Here is an 18,873-nt window from a genome sequence, read left to right on the forward strand (position 1 = left end):
GTAAATAGAGGCTATGGAGTTCAGTCCACAACCCCCACCACAGCCCCGCCTTTTGTTTTTTTGCCAAGACGAACGGTCAGGATTACTCCAAATTTATGCATTCCTAACATTAGGACTCCCGCAAACATTTGATCAAGTCTTGTGTTAAATGAAGAAGGTAGAATATCAAGGGAACTTAATTGGCTTAGTTGGGAAGGTGAGATACAGAGATTTGCGGTGAGTTCAGAAAGAAGAGGATTATTCATTCCACCTATGAATGCAGTGATAATAAATAGCAAACAGGCAGGCATAATGACTAAACCGCTAAGAAAAAGATAACGCTTTTTCTGTTCTTGTGAATGATCCCTCTTCGGGTCAGGGACCGTTATCGGCTGCCACATCCGAAAAGATAGGAGCAGTAGTACAAATAAATATCCATTATGAACAAAGGCGGTTTGGGCTAGGGATGTTAACACGATTGGAAAATGGTACATCAAGAACATGGCCCCAAACGCATATAAGGCGGCTTTCGACGGTAAGATGTACATGCTGACTCGTTTTGTTAGAGAATGTTCTCGAATGGATTGGATTAAAACATCTGGGATACCTAATACAAATAAAGGTGAGATGATAAAATATAAAATACTCATTTGAAGCATGTGCAAGCTAAATGACAGATGACTAATTGTTTCAAATGGACTGCCAAAGGTTAAGTACATGATGCCTAAACTGAGGAAATATAGCAGGGGCTGCTTTTGATAAAATTTGATATTTGTATAAGACGCTACTACATATACGTATATGGCGGCTAGGCAAATTAGGCAGGCTAATAATGGCATATTCCACAACAATTGACCTTCCAGCCACATCGCATAGAACATGAAATCCCCTCCCTACACTATTTAAAGCGAACAGATAACTTTAGATTTTATGATTTTTTTGCTGATATATGACAAAAAGAAGAACCATTTGGCTCTTCCTTTCTATCGCTTTCTTGCAAGGTTTGTCTTTTCTAAAAAATTACTTTCAATTTTCTCATAAAACTCAATTAACCAAATGATAACCTTGTTTAATTCCTTGAATCGAATTAGCATGAAATGGATGGCAAATGCCACGCCTGCACCTATCAACATTCCTGCTACCACATCTAAAGGATAATGTACTCCTGTCCAAACGCGTGACAAAGCAATTCCTGCAGCTAAAACTAACCAAATCCAGCCGTCACTTTTTTTCCAAATCCAAATCGCTGTTGCAATTACGAAGGCTGCTGTCGCGTGGTCACTCGGAAACGAGGCATTTTTTACATGAGGAATTAGCCAGTTTACATGATGGGTGACAAAAGGACGATTACGATAGAAGAAGTGACCGATTTCTCCATTTATACTTAGTGCAACACAAGCGGCCAAAATGGCTTCAACGACCATTTTTCGATTTTGTGATTTACGATAAAACCAATAAAAAATGATTCCTGCGAAAAATAAATACTCTGCTTTTTCTGCTAAAAATATCATCAATGGATTTAAAAATCGCTCACTGATTGCAAGGTGATTGATGATTTGAAAGATTCCATAGTCTAAATTAGACAATTTAACTTAACCTCCTGATTCATGTTTTCCAACAATCTTATATCCGTAACGGAGAAGAATAATTAACGAATCCCAACTGCCTGACACTCTTTTTTTGGTCTAGTAAGTTTTCTAACAATTCCACAATTTTTTCCGGCTTGTCTAGCTTTATTTCCTGCTGATAATAATCAATCGCATGCTCCCAATTATTCATTCTATTCTGATCCTTTAACACACTTAGCAATTGCTTTTCCAATGAAGATTGATGGTCAAGCTCAAATACGAGCTTTTTACGTTTTAAATATTGGAGATTTATTTTCTCTTGTCCTGGAAGTGCGGAATGAACAAAGATCGGCAGCCTTTTTCTGATTGCTTCACTTATGGTGACCCCACCTGGTTTTGAGACAATCGCATCAACTTCTTCATAAAGTAAATTCATTTCTGATCTGGAAGTAAGATAGGTTAAGGGTTTAATATGATTTAAATCCCACGAAAGGATTTCATCATAAAGCTTCTTGTTTTTTCCACACAGAACCACGAAATCTAAGTTTGAAGAGCATTTTAATTCCTCAGCTTGCTTTAACAGCCCACCTAAACCACTATTCCCTCCAGATAATAAGATTTTGGGACGACCATCCTTGTATTGTTTCCGCTTAACGGTTTTCGAAATTTCTTCATGGACAGGAATACCCGTGACAATCATCTGTTGGTCTGGGATTTGATATTTTGTGCTTAGTCTTTCTTTGATCTCTTGACTAGGGAGGAAATGGAGGTCGATCCCCTCTTTTCCCCAAACACTATTAATAAAGAAATCTGTATAAACATTAATAATCGGTATGTCGCATTTCCCCTTCATTTTTAACTTACTTAGAAGATAGGACGGGAACCCATGCGTACAAACAAGTAAATCTGGTTTTTCCTCTGCTATTAATTGCTCCATTTTCTTCAAAAAGAGCGGTTCATACCATTTAAAGGAATGTTTTTTTGTTGGCGGTACGTAAAAAAAGCTCTTGTAAGCGAGATTATAGGTGTCTGGCGCGTATCGAATCCAATTAAGATAGCCCTTTGTAATCACTTTTTCTAACGATTTATTCGTATAACTTAATAAGTCAATTTTTTTCAAAGTTAGATCGTCTGTATGATTTTTTAAAAGGTCCATTAATGCCTCAGCGACTTGATGATGTCCTGACTGCATTTGTAAGAGTGGTAAAAACAAAATCTTCTTCACTTATTCCATCTCCTGTTCTACTAGAAATCATTCCTTAAAAATAATAATTTCTAAACTACCCTTTCAATGTAACACTCATTTCTAGAAAAACTGGATTTTTAATGGATTTTTAATCTTCCCTTCAGCTTTTTTTTAATTTGATTGTTAAATCGACTGTGTTAAAGGTTAATGTTTTTTTTGGCACTCTATTGATTGGAGTGGAAGGCACGAAGACTCCTGCGGGAGTACGGGGCAGGGGAGACCCCGCAGGAGCAAAGCGACGAGGAGGCTCCCCGGCACGCCCGCGGAAAGCGAAGTGCCTGGAACGGAAATCAACAGACAAGTTTAACACAGCCAAATATTAAAAAACCCGAAAAGATATCTTTTCAGGTTTTTTTAGTGTGCCTATTTAAGTAATTCCTTCTTTTTCCTTTTATATACTTAAAGATAATATATAGCGAAAAAAGAAAGAAAAATGCAATTCCTACATATGGAACATAGTCTGGATTTATATGGAATACTTTCCCTGCAAAATAGCCTCCTACAATAAAAGGAATGGTCCAGAGGAAAGTGCCTATCATGGAAAAAACCAAAAACCTCCGAAGTGGAATGTTGTTGATCCCGGCAAAATATGGGCTTATTTGCCGGATACCTGGCAGATAAAAACCTATCAGGATGGTTTTACGAACGTTTTTCGTATATTTGCCACTTATCTTTTCCCAGCGGTCATCAGTAATCCCGACATACTTGCCGAACTTTTTAATAAATGGGGCCCCTGCAAATTTTCCGACTGAATAAGCAGTCAGCATTCCAATAAACGCTCCAAGAATGGAACACAGCATGGATAGCCCCAATAAGAGCTGATGATGAAAACTCAGCACTCCGATTAAAAAGAGCAGCGATTCTTCCGGTGCAGGAATACCAACAATCCCAAAGAATAAAAAAAGAAAAATGACAAAGTAACCATATATATTAATATAATTTATTATTGTCTCTACATTCATAGCAGCCTCTAAAAGTTAACTTTTTCTAATGCGATAAATTTTGTTCCCTTTTTAACGTTTTCCTGTAAGTAAATATCTAAACACTTTAGCATATAATAGGGCGCTAGCTTATCTGCACCCCATGTTTCCCCACAGTCATGAAGCAACAACACGGAACCTGCTTCCGTCGCTTGCAGCAATTGGCTAAGCAGACCACTTTTGCCTTTCGCTGCCTTCCAATCGCCGAAGATATGTGACCACATAATCACTTTAAATCGCTTACTCAAAAATAAGCTGAAAAGATTAAAGCTCCCCCACGGTGGTCGATAGAAGGTTACTTTTTCATTTGTGAGTTGATGGATGGCCTGTTCCGTCATTTGTAATTGTCTCTTTAAGTGAAAAGGCGAGAGAATCCAGCTTGAAATATGGTTATAATGATGAATGCCAATTGTATGTCCCTCCTGACTCATCCGCCTGATTATGTCAGGGTAGGCTTCCACTTTGCTGCCCACTACAAAAAAGGAGGCCTTTACATCATATTTTTTCAAAAGATCAAGCAATTGTGGCGTGTATTCGGGATTGGGACCATCATCAAACGTTAAGGCAATAGCATGGTCATTTATCCTTTTAACGATTTCCCGTCCGCTCATACGAATGAGTATGGTGGGTAATATCGCATAGATCAGGAACAAAATGAATAAAAGCATAAAACTCACAATCATTATTTTAATCACTCAAAAACATTTCCTTTCCATCTTCCCTTAGGTAGGAACAACTCCACTTCTGTCCCCACTCCCTCCGTACTTCTTACGATGATTTCGCCTTGGTGCTGTTTCATGATATTTTTTGCAATCGACAATCCTAGACCCGTCCCGCCTGTCTCTCGGCTTCTGGCCTTGTCCACCCGGTAAAAACGTTCAAAAACATTTTCTATTTCACACTCAGGTATGCCGATTCCGTAATCCTTTACGGAAATGATTGTCCACTGTTCCTTTTCCTTTAAATACACATCGATTTTATCTTTACTGTATTTGATGGCATTATCAATCAAGATAATAATTGCTTGTTTTAATTTGACTTCATCGGCTACAACGGAGATGTCAGGTTCTTGATAGTGGAGGCTGATTTCTCTTTTATAGGCACTCTTAAGCTGCTTAAAAATAAGCTCACACAAGGCTACTACGTTAATTGATTTTGCTTCTAAACGATTTCCTGATTCTGTATCAGCTAAATCCAGAAACCGTTCAGTCATCTTTTGAATTCTTGTTGCTTCTAAATGAATCGATTCAATCGCATCATGGGCAACCTCTTCATTTTGTAACCCACGTCTTAGAAGGAGGTCTGCATAGCTTTTGATTACCGTGAGCGGGGTTTTTAATTCATGGGAGGCATCAGAGATAAATTGCCTCTGTTTTTCGAGATTTTCCTCTAATCTGCCTATCATCCGATTAAATGTTACCGCCAATTTTTGCAATTCATCCTTTGTCTCATGTTGGATGACGATTTTTTTCGGAATCCCACTTTTTTCAATATCCTCCATGGTGTTAATCATATTAGAAATAGGCCTCATAATTAGATTGGATAACCATCTGCCGCCCAACAGCGATAATACCGCTCCGAGTATCGTACAAAAAGTAAGAATAGATAGTAATAAGTCTTTTCCAGTTTCCAATCCTACTAATTTCTCCCCGAACTCCAGTGTTCCAACAACCTGTCCATGTGCTTGAATCGGCACTCTGACAATTGCAATTTGTTCTTCTTGATGATTAAGTCGAATGGTACGCCTTTCTGTACCCTTTTCGCTCGTGAATTTAGGTTTTATTTTAGAAGCCAGCTGCTGGTCGTTTGTTACTTGATTAATAATTTTCGCATCCGGTTGAACGATCCTTATAAAAGATTGATTCGTTAGGTAGGGGGTTAATTTTTCTTTAATAACAGATTGGGAATCTTCCTTGTTTATTTCATTTATCAAGTAATCAGCCTTTTGAAACAGTTCACTATCTTCCATATTGACAGTAATCTTCATAAATGAAAAAAAGACCACAGCATTCACAGCAAGTAACACACAAATTATCCAAGCCGTTGTAATTAGATTAATTTTTGTGGTAATCTTCATTTCTTTAATTCTCCCTTACGGTATAACCGATTCCTCTCACCGTTTGAATAATCGTCGGGTCAGAAAAACCTTCTTCAATCTTCTTACGTAAATGTCTGATAAATACATCAATGACATTTGTTTCTCCTTCATATTCATAGCCCCATACATGTAGAAGGATGCTTTCCCGCGTGACAATTCTATTTTTTTGCGATAGCAAATACACGAGTAAATCGAATTCCTTTGGAGTTAACGTGATCGAAGTCTCACCCCTTTTGACCTCTCTCGTATCAATATTCACGGTTAAATCCCTTATTTCTAAAAGGGAATCATCGGTATATGAAGCTTTTATTGCAATGGAACTTTGACGAAGACATGAGCGAATTCTTGCTAATAATTCCTCAATCTCAAATGGCTTTGTTATATAATCATTTGCCCCTTGATCGAGTCCTGCTACCTTATCGATTGTCATATTACGGGCGGTCAATAAAATAACAGGTATTAGGTTATTCTCTTTTCTTATTCTTCTTAATACCTCAATACCATTGATTTCGGGTAACATAACATCCAATAAAATTAAATCCAATTTTTCACTTAGGGCTGCCTGCAAACCTGATTTTCCGTCATATGCCACCATTACTTCGTATCCCTCATAGTCGAGTTCAATCTTTAATATCTTGGCAATCTGTTTTTCATCCTCTACAACCAAAATCCGCTGTTTCATCGTCATCCCTCCTTTTTCACTCTTAGACTTAGCAGCAAACTGTAAGTTTTTATATAACAATCTATATCTCTCTGTGAACCCATCTCATTCAATTTAGCATGTTTTTTGCTTAGTTTTCTTTTTTTCATTGAATTTTAATCTTTCGTTCATACACTAGGTTGTGTAATGTTACGAGTTTAACGACAAAAACTCCTTCTTTTTGTGGAAGGAGTTTTTTATAAAATTTTGGTGTCAGGCACCTATTGAATTTGATTATTTGCCTTTTCTGGCATTAGTTCTTGCAGCGTATGTTTGCGAATAGCTAAGACTAGGTCGGCAAGGAAATACAATCCTATCGCTGACCAGACCCAGGCCCAAAATGGTTCTACTGCTCCGTATGTTGAGACAATGACAGGATGGATCCATTTGATACATAGGAGCGACAGGACCATCCAGGATAAAGAAAAGGGCAGGCAAATATGACCATGAAGCTGCAGGGGTGTATCGGTGTAATCCCACCATTTCCGGTTAAAAAGCTTTTGCAGAAGCGCTCCTGTTACATATTCGACCAAAGTTGGGATGAAGAAACAAAGAAAAATAACTACTCCCCCATTTGTTTCTGGTGAAATCAAATAGACCAAAAGTACAGGGGTAATGCCGTACATCGGTTTAAATGGCCCAAATAAAAAATTCGGCTTAAAGAATTCCCGTTTCGTCAAAAAGTTATAACTGTTTTCAAGGAGCCAGCCTAAAAACGAATAAACGGTGAAATAAAAAATCAGCGCGGCAGCTTCTTCAAGATTAAAAAGATCAGGATTTTGAAACTCAATTCCATTCAGCAAATTAATAATCATGGCTGAACCACCTTTCATGGATAAGAATTTCCCACTTTAGGTTTAACAGCCATGCTTCCAAATATACAAAAAAATTCCTGTTTTGTGCTTTTCAAACTTGTGAAAGTGCTTATTTACATTGCAGCGGATTTTTCCTCCTGTCTTGACCGGAATTTTACCACTGAAGCAAATATCAATACGATACTTCCGACTCCAATCCATGTTAAAACTGATGTCGGATGATTCCAGCTGAAATTCTTCCCAAAAAAGAACAAGTCTCTGAGTCCTTCGACTAAAAACCGAATCGGCAGCCAGGGATTGATCCAATCGCGGTAAAAGGGTGACATGAACTCTGGTGCCATCGCTAATAGGGGCGCTCCAAAGAATAGCATGATCACAAAAATGGGAACCCCCTTGATTCCGGTCCAGGAAAGTACTGCTGAAATCATTAAGAAAAAACTGTAACACGCCAGGGATAAGAAAAGTGCCGTATCTCCAAATTGTGAAATATGAACTCCGATTGCATCGGCCATCCAGGTTAATCCAAATCCTGCTACAAGGGCGATTACTGCTCCCATCAATACTTGAGCGATTAGTGCACTAAACTTTTCCTTTCGAGTTGCAAACCTTACTTTAGACAGGGTTAAAAAAATGATCACCGCTCCAGCAATACTTGCCATCCAAAGCGGCTGGAATAAGGAAACAGGCGCATTTCCATTCATGCTATTTGTACCGGTTTCATTAACATTAATTACTTTTTTCGTGATCGGTGACACAAGGGCCGCAGCCTGTTTGGTAGTCACTGTCCCCCCTTGTACTTCAAATGCTTTTAATAGTTGGGTTCGTACATTCGTATTGATTTGATCGACCATTCCATTTAGAACTGTACCCGCCATTGTCGAGCCAGCCGTATTTATCCCTTGATTCACCACTATTTCAATTTCAGGGGATATAGGTTTAGGACCGCGAAGCGAGGCTTGCTTACTAGAGAAATCCTTAGGAATGACTAATGCTGCATAATAATCACGATGATCTAACCCTTTCTTCGCTTCCTGATAACTTGAGACAGAGATAAATTTAACGGCAGGCTCTTCACCTGAAGTAGATTGGGATGTTTTCTGAATCATGTCTGCAATGGTTTTCCCCATATTCACTTTTCCCTGGTTAGGAATATCCACTCCTTGGTCTTCATTAACAAACACAATCGGTAAATTCTTTGGAGTAGGTTGGACGGATGGTATGAGCGTTAAGCCAAAAACAAGCACCACAACTAAGACAATGATCGGTGATAAAAAAGCCAATTTACTTTTAAATAATTTCATGGAAATCCTCCTCTTATTTTCCTATAATAATCGGACACAATGTTGATTAATGTTCATGGTGTATATTATAATTCGTTTATTAATAAAGGCAATCAACAATAAAAAGCTATCTGTCTATTACTTGACACAAATGAATGAAACGTTTATTTTTTCTAAAAAAAATTTATTCGGAGGAATAGGAATGTCGGAAAAATCAACTGATAAACGAATTGTAAGGACAAAGCGATTGATTCGTGATGCTCTCACAGAGTTAATGGAGGAAAAAGGGTTTGAAGGTATTACCGTCCGAGATTTAACACAAAAGGCAGAGATTAATCGGGGAACATTTTATCTACACTACCATGATAAATATGATTTATTGGAGCAGAGCGAAGCGGAGATCTTAATCGAAATTCAAAAAATCGCACAAGAAATAAACCCCCTTGATTTCATAAACTTTAATCGGGAAGATGAGCCCTTTCCTTTCATTATTACCTTATTTGAACTTTTCCAAGAAAATTCAAACTTCATGAAAGTAATACTGGGTCCGAAAGGAGACGCATCATTCCAAGGGAAATTGAAAGATTTCATTAAACAGACCTTTTATCAAAATATCATGTCAAAAATAAACAAAGATAATTTGCTTGTCCCGGTGGACTATCTGTTTGCTTATGTCAGTTCCGCCCACCTCGGGGTGATTCAACATTGGTTAGAAAGCGGGATGGAAAAATCTCCACGCGAAATAGCAATGATCCTATCGCGAATCACATTTTTAGGACCCAGAAATGCTCTTGGTTTTAAACAAAATTAGATTGCCCTATTAACAGGCATCCTTTTTTTAAGAGTAAATCAACACATTGTTGCTTTTTGTTTATTGCTTAAATCCACCTGCGCTGTAAAATGAAATCATAACAGCCATCTTAGGAGGCATGATTGATTGATGAATTCAACCATTAATGTAGAAGACGTCAGTAAAAGTTTTGGAAAAAAAACCGTCTTAAATGAGGTCAACTTAACGATCGAGAAGGGGCAATTATTTGGATTGATTGGACCATCTGGTGCCGGAAAAACCACCCTTGTCAAAATGATTGTTGGTATGGAAAAGGCGGATAAAGGTTCCATTCATGTATTAAATAAAAAAATGCCGAACCTTTCCTTACTTCAAGACATTGGCTATATGGCCCAAGCAGATGCCTTGTATGGTGAGTTAACGGGAGAGGAGAATCTAAAGTTTTTTGCTTCTCTATTTGGGTTGAATAAAGAAGCACAGAAAAAACGGCTATTGTATGTAGCCAATTTAGTCAACCTCACCAATGACTTAAACAAAAGAGTAGCAGCTTATTCGGGAGGGATGAAACGACGTTTATCCTTGGCAATCGCATTAATTCAAGACCCGCAAATCTTAATCCTTGATGAGCCAACCGTCGGCATTGACCCCGAACTAAAATTGTCGATCTGGAAAGAATTCCTGCGCTTGAAAAATGAAGAGCAAAAAACCATCATCGTCACCACCCACGTCATGGATGAAGCAGTGAAATGCGATTATGTCGCCATGGTTCGCGATGGTCGGATTTTAACAAGCGGCACGCCTAATCAATTAAAGGCGTTATACGGAACCGACGATTTCGATGAGGTATTCTTGAAAGCTGGGGTGAAACAATCATGAGAGTGTTCGCGTTAGTTAAACGAATCTTCCGGCAGATGTTTCGGGATAAACGTACGTTGGCCTTGCTGTTTGTGGCACCACTGCTCATTCTTACCCTGATGTATTTTTTATTCAACGGCAACACTGTCGATCCTAAATTAGGTGTCACTGGTGTGGATGATAATCTTGTCAGCGGATTGAAAAAGGCAGACATACAAGTGAAACAGTACGAAAAAGTCAATTCTCAAACGGTGGTAGATGACGACCTTGATGGATTGTTAGAACAAGAGAATGGACGTTTAAAATTAACATTACAAAATAACGACCCAGCAAAAGCGAAAGGCTTGCAAATGAAAGTCAGCCAAGCGGTCGCGGCCCAAAGTCAAGCTAAGTTAATTCAGCAAAATAAAGCAGCGGCAGGTCTGGCCCAGCAAAGCATCGATATTGATTATGTGTATGGAGATGCTGATACCGTCTTTTTTGATGTATTAAGCCCGATATTAGTTGGCTTCTTCGTTTTCTTTTTCGTCTTTATTATTTCAGGAATTGGATTATTACGTGAACGGACAACAGGAACACTAGAACGGTTGATGTCGACACCGATACGGAGATGGGAAATCGTTACGGCGTACTTGGTGGGGTATGGTATTTTTGCAGTCATCCAAACTATGATCGTGGTATTCTACTCTATTAATGTATTAGATATCGTTCTGGTCGGATCGATTGGGAATGTGCTTCTCATCAATTTAATTCTCGCGTTGGTAGCTCTCTCCCTTGGAATCCTTTTATCAACCTTCGCTGCTTCTGAGTTTCAGATGATTCAATTTATCCCAATTGCCGTTATCCCTCAAATATTTTTCGCAGGAATCTTTCCGCTGGAAGGGATGGCCGATTGGTTACAGGCAGTTGCAAAGGTTATACCGATGTACTATGCAGGGGACGCTCTAAAAGGTGTGATGTATAAAGGGTTGGGTTTTAGTGAGATTAGCGGCGACCTCTTGGCCTTACTTATCTTCGCAGCGATTTTCATTGTGTTGAATATCTTCTCATTGAAAAAGTATCGAAAACTATAAAGTGGAAGCGCCCGTTTAGCAGCGTAGGGACTGGAGCGCTTTGACTGAGATAAAGGAAACACGAAGAGCGTTAGCGCATTCGTGCTTGACTTATCGTAAGGAAAAGAGCGAAGTACACTAGCTGCTGGGTGTTGGAACTAGACTGTTTTCTAAGTTCAATCTTATTAAAAATAAAGGGAGAGATGATCAATGATTCATCTCTCCCTTGTTATTCTTATCGGATTGTTTTTAATGCTCCGCTCCATTGGTTAACTTCATCAAGCATAGCATTTACATTTGTAAGGTGTAATTCTGCTGGTTTGAAAACACTGCCGTTTTCAAAGTCTGTGAATAATGATAATGTTGGATGTGTACGAACATCCGCTACTTTTAACTCACCTAGGATTCCACGTAAATGTTCAGCAGCACGTGCTCCGCCTGTTGAACCATAGCTTACGATCCCGGCAGCTTTGTTATTCCATGCTTCACGTGCAAAATCAAGCGCATTTTTTAAGGCACCTGTGATGCTGTGATTGTATTCTTGCACGATGAAAACAAAGCCATCTAATTCCGCAAGTTTTGTATTCCATTGTGCAATTCCTGGTTCTGAACCGTCTGTTGTGCCTAAGAATGGTAAATTAAAGTCTGCGATATCAACGATTTCATAGTTTGCATCGCCGCGTTTGTCAGCAATTCCTTTCACCCATTCCCCAACTTGTGGGCTTACACGTCCTTGACGTGTGCTACCTAAAATAATCCCAATGTTTAATTTTGTCATTGTTTTTTCCTCCTTCGTTGATTCACCAAATAGTCTACCTAGAAAACCCAACTTCAACACCACCTATAAAAATTTTTTATATAAAAATTACGTAGTGTTCATGAATAAACAAAACGTTTCTTTGCAGGATTTCTTCCTACAAACATACTCACCAAGATATTATCAATTAAAATATTAATAAATTAAATATTATTAATTAATATATCTTTAATTCAAAGTAATTTTATAATATTTATGTTTTCTTGTCAATCGATTTAACTTTAGATTTTGCAAAGATATTATTAATTATTCTAAAACACATAAAAAAACCACTTAGCACACTAGCTAAGTGGTTTTGGGTGTCAGGCACCAACATCATATTTACGATCGTCCTGTACAAAGAGGATACCGAGTTCATGGTGGTCACCTTCGTATAGAGCGCGTTGGACGAAACGGATTTCTCCATTTGTATCGAGAACCTCTAGTTTGCAGTGGGCACGATTTTTTTGAAGTGCTTCGTAAAACACCTTTTCATCACGAACCAAGACACCATTCGCTTTCGTGATCACTTCCCCCACCTGCAAATCCATTTTACTTGCGGGTGACTCGGGAATAACCCCGATAATCATCAGACCTTGATTCTTTTTGGAAAAATAAAACGGGAGATTATCATCCTTCATACCAGCGAGTAAAATAATAAACTCACGGCCGAGAACAGCCAGAGCACAGGTTACAATCGAACTGAGCGGGAACCAATAGCCTAGAACAGAAAGAAGTGTAACAAACACTCCAAGCAGGATTACCCGGCGGCCATGAAGCTCAATCGCAATCTTAGGCAGCATTCCTTTAACTTGCTGATGAAATCCAATCGCAAATGGAACAAAAATCAGCGAGTATTCCTTGGCACCCAAATGGAAAACGGGCCACCAGTCGAATGGAAGCTGTAACGCATTGCCTGGTATAAGTAAGAAAATCGGCAGCATCCAGAGACGCTTTCCTTCGTGCAATCCTACATTTTGACCGCGTTTGCTTTTAGCTAGTTTAGGGGATGTCCCATAACTGCCATTTTTAAGGATTAGCATCCCTTCTGCGATTAGCATCAACCCCATCAAAACGACTATAGAAGGATAGATCTTGTCACTCAATGCCTGGAACGACTTCGAAAAGGGCGGGATTGTCCAATTATTTTCCGCTATCAATATGATAGAGAAAAAGGCTGCCCCCATCGTATAGGCAGGCGAGATCCAGCGAACATTTGTCGTTAGTGACCACAAAAAAGTAAATCCAGCAATAAGCAGGATGCTTGCGAATGGAACCGTGATCCCTGCTGCAATAACAACTACCGAAAGTACAAGTCCGATCAAAATGCCGGGTGGAAATAACTGTCGAAGTTCAAAATAGGCATCATGTGCCCGAATATGAAAATTTTTCCTTTCACGTTTCACCCTCATTACACCTAAAATTCCAGCCAGGAAAACGAGATAGTATAAAACAGGATGAAGAAATAACTTGCCTGTCCCTTTAAGAAGTTCTACAAGCCATATTTGCACCAATTCCTGCCACCTGCCTCTATTAAAAATTTCTAGTAGTCTATTAGGGAAAAGTCTCCTAAAGAGTATTTTACCAAATTGCCGCCATAAAACATATTGCTAGTTTTTAGAAAATGGTAAAAATATTGTATCACTACAAAAAGCGGAAGCGCCCGTTTAGCGGCGTATGGACTGGAGCGCTCCAACCGAGATAAAGGAAACACGAAAAGCGGAAGCGCCTTGCTCAGGGGCGACAGGCATAAGACGAGCCGGCATGAAGGTTGCTTTTTGACCTTCAGGACGGATTGGCTTATGACCCCGAGCTCCTAGGCGCTGGAGCTAGACAACACGAAGAGCGTTAGCGATTCGATGTTGACTTATCGTAGGGCGGAGAGCGAAGTACACTAGCCGCTGGGCGCTGGAGCTGGATTCAGAGAACTATATCAATTTATCTACAATTAATTATATAATTTGATATAAAAGAAAAACAGAGGCATAAGCCCCTGCTTTACTCTTTGGTTATTAATCGCAATGCGGTTTGTAACTGAAGATCGTTTTTCTCTTTTTTCATTTCCGCGATGGCTGCTTCTTCAAGTTTAGCTGCAGTCTCTGGGCCAATTTTTCCAGTTGGCTCCAAGTTCGCTTGGAGTTGGAACCCTTTAACAGCCATGGCAGTTTCCTTACTAAAATAACCATCCGTCCGGCCTGGTGCAAATCCTAAGCCAGCTAACACCTCTTGGGCGTTTTTCACTTGCTCATTGTTCATATCCTCTTCCAATATCTCTTCGACTTGAATCGGATGGGTAGCGAAGATCGCTGGTTGTTTAATGGCCACATCTGGCTCGATTCCTTTTTTATGAATCCAGTTGCCATCTGGGGTCAGCCATTTAAACAACGTCAGCTTGATGTTGCTTCCATCCCCCATCGGAACAGCCTGTTGAACGGTACCTTTTCCGAAGGTAGTTTCTCCAACAAGTTGGTAACCATCCGCTTCTTGAAGTGAACCGGCGAGAATTTCGGATGCAGAGGCACTACCTTTATTGACAAGGACAACCACGGGATAATCCTTTTTCTCCGAAAGATTGGAGAAGTATCGTTTTTTCTCACCATTCCGCTGCTCGATTTGGACATATGGCTTATTTTCTGGGACAAATTCCTTTAAGATCTCACCAACACTGTCGAGCAGACCGCCAGGGTTTCCACGCACATCAATAATCAGCCCTTTAATATGATCGTTTTCTAAGGCAGATAATTCTTTTTCAAAATCAGCAGCTGTATCCTCTGAAAAAGAAGTTAGTTCGATATAGCCAATTTTTTTGCCGTCATGTTCCTTAATTGAAGCATGGACTGTTTCAAGAGGAATTTCATCGCGGGTAACGTCAATCGCCAGCGGATCTTTTAACCCTTTTCTCGCAATTAATAATTGAACCTTCGTCCCTTTTTTACCACGAATCTTGAGTGTTGCCTTATTCAAGTCCAGCCCTTCTACACTTTTCCCATCCACCTTTAGAATTTGATCATTTGGCTTAATGCCTGCTTTTTCAGCAGGAGAACCTTTAAAAGGAGAGACGATTACAATTTTGCCATCAACCATGCCAACTTCTGCTCCAATCCCTTCGAATGAGGATTCCAAAGTTTGTGTAAATTGTTTGGCGGTTTCCTTGTCCATATAGACAGAGTACGGATCTTTTAGAACAGATAACATCCCTTGAATTGCGCCTTCTACCAACTTGTCCTGATCTACCTTTTCAACGTATCTGCTTAAAATAAGATCATAGGCATTCTCTACTTTTTCTAAATCTACAGCATTTTCCGCCGAACTGAATCCCTTATTATCTGAGGGTTTCACCAGTTCGAGTTTATTACTGCCATTTTTATGATCTAATAGCTGCATGCCTGCATATGTGCCCCCCGCCCCAGTCAGGAGCGAACCCGTCATCAAAAGGGCAATCCATCTACGATTCATCTAAGGTCCTCCTTAAGTTAAAAATGCCTGTCCTTTCTATTTTTCTAAAAAGGCACCAAATTCCTGCCCGATTATTAAGATATATGTAAAGAGTGGACGAGTTATGATGATTGATAGGTATAAAAAAAGAAGAAGCAAAAAGCTTCTCCAATTATTATGGTAATGGAACTATGCCGACAGGATTGATGGCATAACGCTTATCCTGTGTCCATGGACCTTTATGAAGTTCAAAATGCAAATGCTGTCCTCTTGAGGCACCAGTATTCCCCATCAGACCAATCTTTTGACCTTTTTTCACTCTTGCCCCGCTGCCAACATAACGTTGGGTCATATGAGCATAAACAGTTGTATACACTTGTCCATTAATCGAGTGAGAAACAAAAATACAATTTCCATACGTGCTAGAATAATAGGATCTGATTACCACTCCATTAGCTGCTGCAACGATTGGCACCTTCGTCCCGTTGGCAATATCGACACCATAGTGATTCCCATCACCACGACCGCCAAAACCAGAACTACGATATCCCGTTGTTGGCTGGGTCCAAACACCACTCGAAACATTCGGTGTGGTATTGGATTGAGATCCACTATCATTTCCATTGTTAGAGCTCGTGGTTCTTCTTTTCGCTTCTTCTGCTGCTTTAGCTTGAGCTTCTTTTTCCATTTGAATAGCTTGCTTTATCGCCGCCTCTTGAGCAGCAAGAATTTGCTCCTCTTCTTGTAACTCCATCATACCTTCATGGACTTCTTCTTCCTGGTCTTTAAGGCTAGCTAACATTTTATCTTTTTCTTTCTTTTGTACATTCAATTGCTGATTCATAGTTTTTAAGTCTGCTAACATCTTTTCGAGGCTAGCAAGATCTTTTTCTACTTTTGCCTGCTTCTGTGCCAGTTCCTGTTTATCAGCCTCATGCTGCTTAATAATATCTTGGTCAGCCTGTACGATCGTAGCAACTGCATTGGCCCGGTCAATGAAATCGCTAAAACTGGTTGATCCCATTAACACATCTAAATAATTGACCATGCCGCCATTTTCCTGGTAACTGCGTGCCCGGTCCTTCAAAAGCACATTTCGCTTATTAATTCGCTCTTTGATCACCTTTGTTTCAGCTTGAAGTTTCGTAACCTCTGCTTTGGTATCTTTTATCTTTTTGGATTTATCGTCTATTTTTGTGGTTGTATCTTCAATCGCAAAATCAAGGCGCTTCATTTCACTCTTTACATCAGCCTGCTGACTTTTTAAGGTATTGATCTTATCATTTGCTTGATTGATACCTGATTGTATATTAGTACGTTTATCGTGGATTTTATTTTGTTCACCTTTTAGACTAGAGAGTGATGCAGCTTCTGTTTTAACAGAAACTCCACCAAATATTGTTCCTAGTCCGACCGCTAGTGCAACCGCACTGGTGATTACTGATTTCTTCATTTTCGAATTTTCCTCCTATCTCTCTATGTACAGGTACATCAATTCCTGTTTGTGACGAATGCTGGTGTACGTAACATTCTGAAGGACATATGCGTCCATCCTAGTTATAGGTCGGATAACAGTAAATCAGGAAGGACACTGGTACCATCCTTCCTGATCTGGATTATACTTTTAAGAATTTTCGAACGGACATTAAGCTTCCCCAAATTCCTATCAGAGCACCCATTAGAATAAGAATTCCGGAAACCTGATACATAAACGGGTCAAATGGTAGTACCTTAATGAAAGTTCCTTCAAGCCGCGGACCAATATAATCATAAGCACGATAATAGGCAATGGAAATCAGGATAATTGGCAATATTGATCCAATTACACCCAGCCATAGACCTTCTAAGAAAAACGGCCAACGGATAAACGTATTTGTGGCACCTACTAACCTCATAATCTTGATTTCTCTACGTCTAGCAATAATCGTAATTTTAATTGTATTAGAAATTAAGAAAATAGCTGTAAAGAATAAGCCAATAATTAATACAATACCGACGTTTCGGCTTGCTTTAATGAACTTAAATAATTTTTCCACCTTGCCCTGGCCATATTTGACCTTGGCAACATAAGTGGATTTTTCGATTTGTTTAGCTACTTGCATCGTATCTGTCGGTTTTTTCGTTTTGACAATATAGACATCGTTTAAAGGATTATCCTGTTCAAAAAGTTTAAAGGACTTTCCTTCTTCGCCAAGACTATTTACTAAATTGTCTAGTTCCTGCTGTTTGGAGGAAAATGTGACACTTTTTACCTCAGGAATACTTTCAATCTCAGTTTTAAGCTTTTGCTGATCTTGAGCGTTTGCAGCTACATCAATATGAACGCGAATTGACACATCGTCTTCAATTGTTTCTGCTACTCTATTAAGATTCATCATAATAACGAAAAAGACACCAACTAAAATCAAGGTAACGGTAACAGCACTTACCGAAGCAAAAGTCATCCAGCCATTTCTGCTGATATTCTTTAAACTATCTCGTGAGTGACGGCCAATTGTTCTAATTTTCATAACCGTATTCACCTCTTTCATCATCACGCACGATTTTACCGCCTTCAATGGCAATCACTCGATGCTGTAATGTATTAACAATCTCGCGGTTATGGGTTGCCATAACGATCGTCGTACCTCTTGAATTAATCTCTTCAAATATTTTCATAATTTCCCAAGATGTTTCGGGATCAAGGTTTCCGGTAGGCTCATCCGCAATTACTACTTTCGGTGAATTGACAATCGAACGAGCTATCGAAACACGTTGCTGCTCCCCGCCTGATAGCTCAGACGGCAGCATTTTTATCTTATGCTTTAAGTTAACAAGATCAAGAACTTCCATCACTCGTTTTTTTATTACTTTCGGCTGAGCTTCGATAACCTCTAAGGCAAAAGCTACATTTTCATAAACAGTTAATCTCGGAAGCAGCTTAAAATCCTGAAAGACAACACCAAGATTCCGTCTGAAAATAGGAACCTTTTTCATTTTTAATTTTGCTAGGTTTACACCGTTCATAGTGATGGTCCCAGAAGTCGGAACCTCCTCACGATACATCATTTTTATAAATGTTGATTTTCCGGCACCGCTTGGTCCGACGACATAGACAAATTCGCCCTGGTTAATCCGGACGTCTATTCCATTAATGGCCGAAACTCCATTCGGGTACTTTTTATAAACATCTTGTAGTTCTATCATTTTTTATCACCTTTATTTAAAGACATCTCGAATTTTTTCGACAATTATCTTTTTTTATTTGCAAAATGGACTAGGATAACAAAAAAAATATGT

At 39.3% G+C, this 18,873-nt stretch carries 18 protein-coding genes; 3 read left to right on the forward strand and 15 right to left on the reverse strand.

All coding sequences use genetic code 11. From position 1 onward, the window contains the following. Positions 1-20: 20 nt before the first annotated feature. From QNH17_RS25190 to QNH17_RS25230, 9 genes are all read right to left on the reverse strand, one after another. Positions 21-860, reverse strand: coding sequence for a cytochrome c oxidase assembly protein (locus QNH17_RS25190; protein ID WP_283875862.1), 840 nt, complete (start codon positions 858-860; stop codon positions 21-23). A 102-nt stretch (positions 861-962) separates the two neighbouring features. Continuing rightward, entirely contained in the window at positions 963-1,565 is a 603-nt protein-coding gene (locus tag QNH17_RS25195) for an undecaprenyl-diphosphatase (RefSeq protein WP_283875864.1), read from the reverse strand. Positions 1,566-1,602: 37 nt separating this feature from the next. Beyond that, positions 1,603-2,772 carry an MGDG synthase family glycosyltransferase gene (locus QNH17_RS25200; protein ID WP_283875866.1) on the reverse strand — a complete coding sequence of 390 codons (1,170 nt, stop codon included), beginning with the start codon at positions 2,770-2,772 and terminating at the stop codon, positions 1,603-1,605. A 365-nt stretch (positions 2,773-3,137) separates the two neighbouring features. Beyond that, positions 3,138-3,755 carry a DedA family protein gene (locus QNH17_RS25205; RefSeq protein ID WP_283875867.1) on the reverse strand — a complete coding sequence of 206 codons (618 nt, stop codon included), beginning with the start codon at positions 3,753-3,755 and terminating at the stop codon, positions 3,138-3,140. Between the two features lie 8 nt (positions 3,756-3,763). After that, a complete protein-coding gene (locus QNH17_RS25210; protein WP_283875868.1) occupies positions 3,764-4,468 on the reverse strand; it encodes a polysaccharide deacetylase family protein in 705 nt (234 codons plus the stop codon). Beyond that, on the reverse strand, positions 4,465-5,850 hold the full coding sequence (locus tag QNH17_RS25215; RefSeq protein ID WP_283875869.1) for a sensor histidine kinase: 1,386 nt from the start codon (positions 5,848-5,850) through the stop codon (positions 4,465-4,467). Before QNH17_RS25215 ends, QNH17_RS25210 begins: the two co-directional genes overlap by 4 nt. A gap of 4 nt (positions 5,851-5,854) precedes the next feature. Continuing rightward, a complete protein-coding gene (locus QNH17_RS25220) occupies positions 5,855-6,553 on the reverse strand; it encodes a response regulator transcription factor (protein ID WP_283875870.1) in 699 nt (232 codons plus the stop codon). A gap of 239 nt (positions 6,554-6,792) precedes the next feature. Further along, the gene (locus QNH17_RS25225) at positions 6,793-7,386 is read right to left on the reverse strand and encodes a putative ABC transporter permease (protein ID WP_283875872.1); all 594 of its coding nucleotides are present in this window, start codon (positions 7,384-7,386) and stop codon (positions 6,793-6,795) included. 113 nt (positions 7,387-7,499) lie between these two features. After that, a complete protein-coding gene (locus QNH17_RS25230; protein WP_283875873.1) occupies positions 7,500-8,687 on the reverse strand; it encodes a YhgE/Pip domain-containing protein in 1,188 nt (395 codons plus the stop codon). A 181-nt stretch (positions 8,688-8,868) separates the two neighbouring features. On the opposite strand from QNH17_RS25230, the gene QNH17_RS25235 reads away from it, so the two are divergent. The 3 genes from QNH17_RS25235 (at position 8,869) to QNH17_RS25245 (ending at position 11,384) form a co-directional block, all read left to right on the forward strand. Beyond that, complete coding sequence (locus QNH17_RS25235; protein WP_283875875.1) at positions 8,869-9,477, forward strand: TetR/AcrR family transcriptional regulator; 609 nt, start codon at positions 8,869-8,871, stop codon at positions 9,475-9,477. Between the two features lie 129 nt (positions 9,478-9,606). Then, positions 9,607-10,332: an ABC transporter ATP-binding protein gene (locus QNH17_RS25240; protein WP_283879597.1), complete on the forward strand. Its 726-nt coding sequence runs from the start codon at positions 9,607-9,609 to the stop codon at positions 10,330-10,332. Then, a complete protein-coding gene (locus QNH17_RS25245; protein WP_283875876.1) occupies positions 10,329-11,384 on the forward strand; it encodes an ABC transporter permease in 1,056 nt (351 codons plus the stop codon). Before QNH17_RS25240 ends, QNH17_RS25245 begins: the two co-directional genes overlap by 4 nt. A gap of 214 nt (positions 11,385-11,598) precedes the next feature. Here the strand turns inward: QNH17_RS25245 and QNH17_RS25250 are convergent, their stop codons facing one another. The 6 genes from QNH17_RS25250 to ftsE form a co-directional block, all read right to left on the reverse strand. Next, the gene (locus QNH17_RS25250; RefSeq protein WP_481858550.1) at positions 11,599-12,141 is read right to left on the reverse strand and encodes an NADPH-dependent FMN reductase; all 543 of its coding nucleotides are present in this window, start codon (positions 12,139-12,141) and stop codon (positions 11,599-11,601) included. A 341-nt stretch (positions 12,142-12,482) separates the two neighbouring features. After that, positions 12,483-13,673, reverse strand: a complete 1,191-nt coding sequence (locus QNH17_RS25255; RefSeq protein ID WP_283875878.1) for a PDZ domain-containing protein — start codon at positions 13,671-13,673, stop codon at positions 12,483-12,485. A gap of 484 nt (positions 13,674-14,157) precedes the next feature. Further along, entirely contained in the window at positions 14,158-15,615 is a 1,458-nt protein-coding gene (locus tag QNH17_RS25260) for a S41 family peptidase (RefSeq protein WP_283875880.1), read from the reverse strand. A gap of 154 nt (positions 15,616-15,769) precedes the next feature. Then, positions 15,770-17,047: a murein hydrolase activator EnvC family protein gene (locus QNH17_RS25265; protein ID WP_283875881.1), complete on the reverse strand. Its 1,278-nt coding sequence runs from the start codon at positions 17,045-17,047 to the stop codon at positions 15,770-15,772. A 163-nt stretch (positions 17,048-17,210) separates the two neighbouring features. Further along, positions 17,211-18,104, reverse strand: coding sequence for a permease-like cell division protein FtsX (gene ftsX / locus QNH17_RS25270; RefSeq protein WP_283875882.1), 894 nt, complete (start codon positions 18,102-18,104; stop codon positions 17,211-17,213). Further along, entirely contained in the window at positions 18,094-18,780 is a 687-nt protein-coding gene (gene ftsE / locus QNH17_RS25275) for a cell division ATP-binding protein FtsE (protein ID WP_026567745.1), read from the reverse strand. Before ftsE ends, ftsX begins: the two co-directional genes overlap by 11 nt. Between the last annotated feature and the right edge of the window lie 93 nt (positions 18,781-18,873).

The organism is Neobacillus sp. SuZ13 (assembly GCF_030123365.1).
GTDB lineage: Bacteria > Bacillota > Bacilli > Bacillales > Cytobacillaceae > Neobacillus.